Source organism: Variovorax sp. GW531-E2 (assembly GCF_059423125.1).
In genome coordinates this window covers 1-5148 of the sequence record NZ_JBWKXQ010000113.1, presented here as the reverse complement: position 1 = coordinate 5148, position 5148 = coordinate 1, and the positions used below count along the sequence as shown (strand labels likewise).

The 5148-nt window shown below is 70.9% G+C and carries 5 protein-coding genes; all 5 read left to right on the top strand.

Features of this window, described 5'->3' with window-relative positions; genetic code table 11:
- Window positions 1–350: 350 nt before the first annotated feature.
- From AC07XP_RS31925 to AC07XP_RS31905, 5 genes are read left to right on the top strand one after another with little or no spacing between them, the layout of a single operon-like run.
- On the top strand, window positions 351–1493 hold the full coding sequence (locus AC07XP_RS31925; RefSeq protein ID WP_354345925.1) for a branched-chain amino acid ABC transporter substrate-binding protein: 1143 nt from the start codon (window positions 351–353) through the stop codon (window positions 1491–1493).
- A 15-nt stretch (window positions 1494–1508) separates the two neighbouring features.
- Complete coding sequence (locus AC07XP_RS31920; protein WP_495266918.1) at window positions 1509–2444, top strand: 4-hydroxyproline epimerase; 936 nt, start codon at window positions 1509–1511, stop codon at window positions 2442–2444.
- Between the two features lie 11 nt (window positions 2445–2455).
- On the top strand, window positions 2456–3559 hold the full coding sequence (locus AC07XP_RS31915) for an NAD(P)/FAD-dependent oxidoreductase (protein WP_495266917.1): 1104 nt from the start codon (window positions 2456–2458) through the stop codon (window positions 3557–3559).
- Window positions 3556–3804: a (2Fe-2S)-binding protein gene (locus tag AC07XP_RS31910; protein ID WP_070063317.1), complete on the top strand. Its 249-nt coding sequence runs from the start codon at window positions 3556–3558 to the stop codon at window positions 3802–3804. Before AC07XP_RS31915 ends, AC07XP_RS31910 begins: the two co-directional genes overlap by 4 nt.
- A complete protein-coding gene (locus AC07XP_RS31905; RefSeq protein ID WP_495266916.1) occupies window positions 3801–5075 on the top strand; it encodes an FAD-dependent oxidoreductase in 1275 nt (424 codons plus the stop codon). Before AC07XP_RS31910 ends, AC07XP_RS31905 begins: the two co-directional genes overlap by 4 nt.
- Window positions 5076–5148 lie beyond the last annotated feature (73 nt).

The window sequence follows — 5148 nt, the reverse complement described above, 5'->3', positions numbered from 1 at the left end:
CCTTGATTTCGCTGCGGGAAGCACCCAGTGGCCCGGGCACGGGGCACGCTGTCGGTTCTCAGCCGATCAATCACCGTACTGCCCAACGAGCACGTCGATGGGGTGCCTTGCGCAGCGAAATCAAGGGGGAGGCCGCAGGCCGGAGGACATTCGCGGAGCAAGGTGCCCCGTCGGCGGGATCGCTCCCTGAACGGCCCGTTCGTTCACAGATATCACAGAACCCCAGCGACCGAAAGAGCGCTTGCCCCACAGATATCCACAAGATATGTGCTTAATATATTTAAACTGAGACAGGTCTTCATGCAGCCGGGCCCTGTCGTTTTTCATTGTTCCCAACCCTAGGAAGAAGCATGAAGTCACAAGCAGGCATGGTTTCCTCACTCAGTCTCGCGGGCCTGGTCGCCCTGGCCGTGGCCAGCCCCGCGCAGGCACAGGAGCAGGTGGTCAAGATCGGCCACAGCGGTCCGCTGTCGGGTCCCAACGCCTTCGCGGGCAAGGACAATGAAAACGGCATCCGTCTGGCCATCGAGGAGCTCAACGCGAAGAAGCTCAACGTCGGCGGCAAGACGCTGAAGTTCGAGCTGGTCTCCGAAGACGACCAGTGCGACGCCAAGACCGGCGTGAGCGTGGCGCAGAAGTTCGTCGACGACGGCGTCAAGTTCGTCATGGGCCCGTACTGCTCGGGCGTGGCCATTCCGGCCTCGCGCATCTACAGCGACGGCGGCACGCTGGTCTCCACCGTGGGCACCAACCCGAAGGTCACGCAGGGCGGCTACAAGAACCTGTACCGCATCATTGCCAGCGACAACCAGATCGGCGGCGCCATGGCCGTGTACGCGGCCAAGGAACTGAAGGTGAAGAAGGTCGGCGTGATCGACGACCGCACCGCCTTCGGCCAGGGCCTCGCTGAAGAGTTCACCAAAGAGGCCAAGAAGCAGGGCCTCACCATCGTGGGCCAGGAGTTCACCACCGACAAGGCCGTGGATTTCACCGCCATCCTGACCAACATGAAGGGCAAGGCGCCCGAGGCGATCTTCTTCGGCGGTTATGCGCCGCAAGCCGCGCCCATGGCGCGCCAGATGAAGCAGCTGGCCGTGCCCGGCAAGCTGCTGGGCGGCGACACCGTGTGCAGCCCGGCCACCGGCAAGATCGGCGGCGACGCGGTGAACGACCTGGTGTTCTGCGCGCAGGGCGGCTCCATGCTCGAGAAGGCGCAAAGCGGCCCGGCCTTCAAGGAGAAGTTCAAGAAGCGCTTCAACGTCGACCCCGATGCGTACGCCGCCTCGTACTACGACCAGGTGCTGTTCATCGGCGAGTCGATGAAGAAGGCCAACGCCATCGACCCCGACAAGGTCGGCGCCGAGCTCTACAAGGCCACCTACAAGGGCGTGGCCGCCACCTACGCGTACGACGACAAGGGCAACATGAAGCAGGCGCCCATCACCGTCTTCACGTTCAAGAACGCGGCCCCCGTGCCGATCGCCAGCTACTGAGTGAGCCGCACATCCATGCAACGCATCCAGGTCATCGACTCGCACACGGGCGGCGAGCCCACGCGCCTTGTGATCGGCGGCTTTCCCGATCTGGGGAAAGGCTCCATGGCCGAGCGCCGCACGCTGCTCGCAGACCAGCACGACAAGTGGCGCGCCGCCGCCGTGCTCGAGCCGCGCGGCAGCGATGTCGTGGTCGGCGCGCTGCTGTGCGAGCCGGTGTCGCCCGATGCGGCGGCCGGCGTGGTCTTCTTCAACAATGCCGGCTACCTGGGCATGTGCGGCCACGGCACCATCGGGCTGGTCGCGAGCCTGGCGCACATGGGCCGCATCGGCGTGGGCGAGCACCGCATCGAGACGCCCGTGGGCACGGTGACGACCACGCTGCACGAAGACGGTTCGGTGAGCGTGCGCAACGTGCCCGCGTACCGGCACCTGCACCAGGTGGCGGTCGACCTGCCGGGCCGCGGCACGGTGCGCGGCGACGTGGCGTGGGGCGGCAACTGGTTCTTCCTCGTGAGCGAACACGGCCAGCGCGTGGCGAGCGACAACCTCGCGGCGCTGACCGACTACACGGCCGCCTTGCGCAAGGCGCTGGCGGCGCAGGGCATCACGGGCGCGGACGGCGCGGAGATCGATCACATCGAACTCTTCGCGAACGATGACGACGGCGCCGACAGCCGCAACTTCGTGCTGTGCCCCGGCAACGCCTACGACCGCTCGCCCTGCGGCACCGGCACCAGCGCCAAGATCGCCTGCCTCGCGGCCGACGGCAAGCTCGCGCCGGGCGCGGTGTGGCGGCAGGCCAGCGTGATCGGCAGCGTCTTCGAGGCGAGCTACGCGATGGACGGCGACCAGGTCATTCCCACGCTGCGCGGCCGTGCGCACATCAGCGCCGAGGCCACGCTGCTCATCGACGACAACGACCCCTTCGGCTGGGGCATCCGCCTCTGACACCGGGGCGCATGGACGCGGACGTCATCGTCATCGGCGCCGGCATCGTCGGCGCGGCGTGCGCCCATGCGTTGGCGCAGGCCGGGCGCCGCGTGTGCGTGCTCGACGCGCGCCTGGGCGGTGCCACCGGCGCGGGCATGGGCCACCTCGTGGTGATGGACGACAACGCGGCCGAACTCGAGCTCAGCCGCCACTCGGTCGCGCAATGGCGCGCTCTCGCGCCGCGCCTGGGCGCTGACTGCGCCTACAGCCCCTGCGGCACGCTCTGGATCGCGGCGAACGACGAGGAAATGGCCGAGGCCGAACGCAAGCAGCTGCGGCTGGGCGCGCTCGGCATCGAGAGCCGACTGCTGAATGCGGCCGAACTCGCACGCGCCGAGCCCGCGTTGCGCCCCGGCCTGTCGGGCGCGCTCGAAGTGCCGGGCGACGGCATCCTCTATGCGCCGAACGCGGCACGCTGGCTGCTCGCGCAGCACGCCGCGTTGGTGCAGGTCGAGCACGCGAAGGTCGAGGCCATCGAAGACGACGGCACGCTGCGCCTGTCCGATGGCAGCCGCCGCACCGCGCCGCAGGTCGTGCTCGCCAACGGCATCGAGGCGACGACGCTGTGCCCCGAGCTGCCGATCCGCCCGAAGAAGGGCCACCTGCTCATCACCGACCGCTACCCGGGCACCGTGCGCCACCAGCTCGTCGAACTCGGCTACGTGACCAGCGCGCACCACAGCGACGGCGACTCGGTCGCCTTCAATGTGCAGCCGCGGCCCACGGGGCAGCTGCTGGTCGGCTCGTCGCGCCAGTTCGACACGACCGACCTGGCCGTGGAGGCGCCGATGCTCGCGCGCATGCTGCAGCGCACGCTCGACTACCTGCCGGGGCTCGCCGACCTGAACGCCGTGCGCGCGTGGACCGGCCTGCGCGCTGCCTCGCCCGACGGCCTGCCGCTGCTGGGCAGGCATCCGTGGCGCGAGAAGCTCTGGCTCGCGGTGGGCCACGAAGGGCTGGGCGTGACCACGGCACCGGGCAGCGCGCACGTGCTCGCGGCGCTGATGACCGGCGCAGCGCCCGATTTCGACGCCGCGCCGTATGCGCCGCGCGGCCTGCGGGAGAGGGCATGAGCGCTCAGACCTTGCTGCACATCGACGGACAGCCCGTGCGCGTGAAGGCCGGCAGTTCGGTCGCCGCCGCCTTGCGCATCGCCGGCGGCATGGGCGCGGCGCGCACCTCGGTCACGGGCCAGCCGCGCGCGCCGTTCTGCGGCATGGGCGTGTGCCAGGAGTGCCGCGTGCAGATCGACGGGCGGCGACGCCTCGCCTGCCAGACCGTGTGCGCCGAGGGCATGCGCGTGGAGACGACGGCATGAGCGGCGTCACGCGCGAAGCTTGCGATGTGCTGGTCGTCGGCGCGGGCCCCGCGGGCATGGCCGCGGCCGTGGCGGCGGCATCCAGCGGTGCGTCGGTCGTGGTGATCGACGACAACCCCGCGCCCGGCGGACAGATCTGGCGCGACGGCCCCGGCGCGTCGCTGCCGCCGGCGGCACGCCGCTGGCGCGAGGCGCTCGCACGCCACGCGAACCTGCGCGTGCGCAGCGGCACGCGGGTGGTCGCCGCGCCTGCTTCGCATGAATTGCTGCTCGAAGACGCCGAGGGCGCGACGCGCATGCGATGGACAAAGCTCATCCTGTGCACCGGCGCCCGCGAGCTGCTGCTGCCCTTCCCCGGTTGGACGCTGCCCGGCGTGACGGGCGCGGGCGGGCTGCAGGCGCTGATCAAGGCCGGCCTGCCGGTCGCGGGCGAGCGCATCGTCATCGCCGGCAGCGGGCCTTTGCTGCTGGCCGCTGCAGCCACGGCCAAAGCAGCCGGCGCGCAGGTGCTGCGCATCGCCGAGCAGGCCTCGTTCGCCTCGGTCGCGGCTTTCGGTGCGAGCCTCGTGCGCTGGCCCGGCAAGGCCGTGCAGGCGCTCACGCTGGCCGATGCGCGCTACCGCACGGCGTCGCGCGTGGTCTCGGCGCAGGGCGCGACGCACGTCGAATCGGTGCGGCTGCGCCAAGGCGGCCGCGAGGTCGAGATGGCCTGCGACCGCATCGCCTGCGGCTTCGGCCTCACGCCCAACACGCAGCTGGGCCAGCTGCTCGGCTGCGCGCTCGCGGGGCCGGGGCTCGCGGTCGATGCGCTGCAGGCCACGAGCGTCGCGGACATCTACGCGGCGGGCGAATGCACCGGCTTCGGCGGCAGCGAGCGCGCGCTGGTGCAGGGCACCATCGCCGGCCACGCGGCCGTCGGCGAGGCCGCCCAGGCCCGCGCGCACGACCGCGAACGCGCCCGCTGGGACGCTTTCGCCGCCCAGCTGCACCGCCGCTTCGCACTGGCCGACGACCTCAAGGCCCTGCCCCGCCCCGACACGCTCGTGTGCCGCTGCGAGGACGTGCCCTTTGCCGCACTCTCGGCCTGCACCGGCTGGACCGACGCCAAGCTGCACCGCCGCTGCGGCATGGGCGCCTGCCAGGGGCGCGTCTGCGGCGACGCGGCGCAGTTCCTGTTCGGCTGGACGCCGCCCGCGCCGCGCCCGCCGCTGGTGCCGGTCCGCATCGAGACACTGGCCGGGCTCGCAGCGTCCGGCGACGCCCGACAATGACGGCCCCGCATCTGTACACGCACGAGCACATCCACATTCCCACCATGGCCGCCCCGAAGACCGCTCCCCGACC

Coding starts and splice junctions, on each gene's coding strand:
- AC07XP_RS31925 (WP_354345925.1), top strand. CDS start 351: ATGAAGTCACAAGCAGGCATGGTTTCCTCACTCAGTCTCGCGGGCCTG.
- AC07XP_RS31920 (WP_495266918.1), top strand. CDS start 1,509: ATGCAACGCATCCAGGTCATCGACTCGCACACGGGCGGCGAGCCCACG.
- AC07XP_RS31915 (WP_495266917.1), top strand. CDS start 2,456: ATGGACGCGGACGTCATCGTCATCGGCGCCGGCATCGTCGGCGCGGCG.
- AC07XP_RS31910 (WP_070063317.1), top strand. CDS start 3,556: ATGAGCGCTCAGACCTTGCTGCACATCGACGGACAGCCCGTGCGCGTG.
- AC07XP_RS31905 (WP_495266916.1), top strand. CDS start 3,801: ATGAGCGGCGTCACGCGCGAAGCTTGCGATGTGCTGGTCGTCGGCGCG.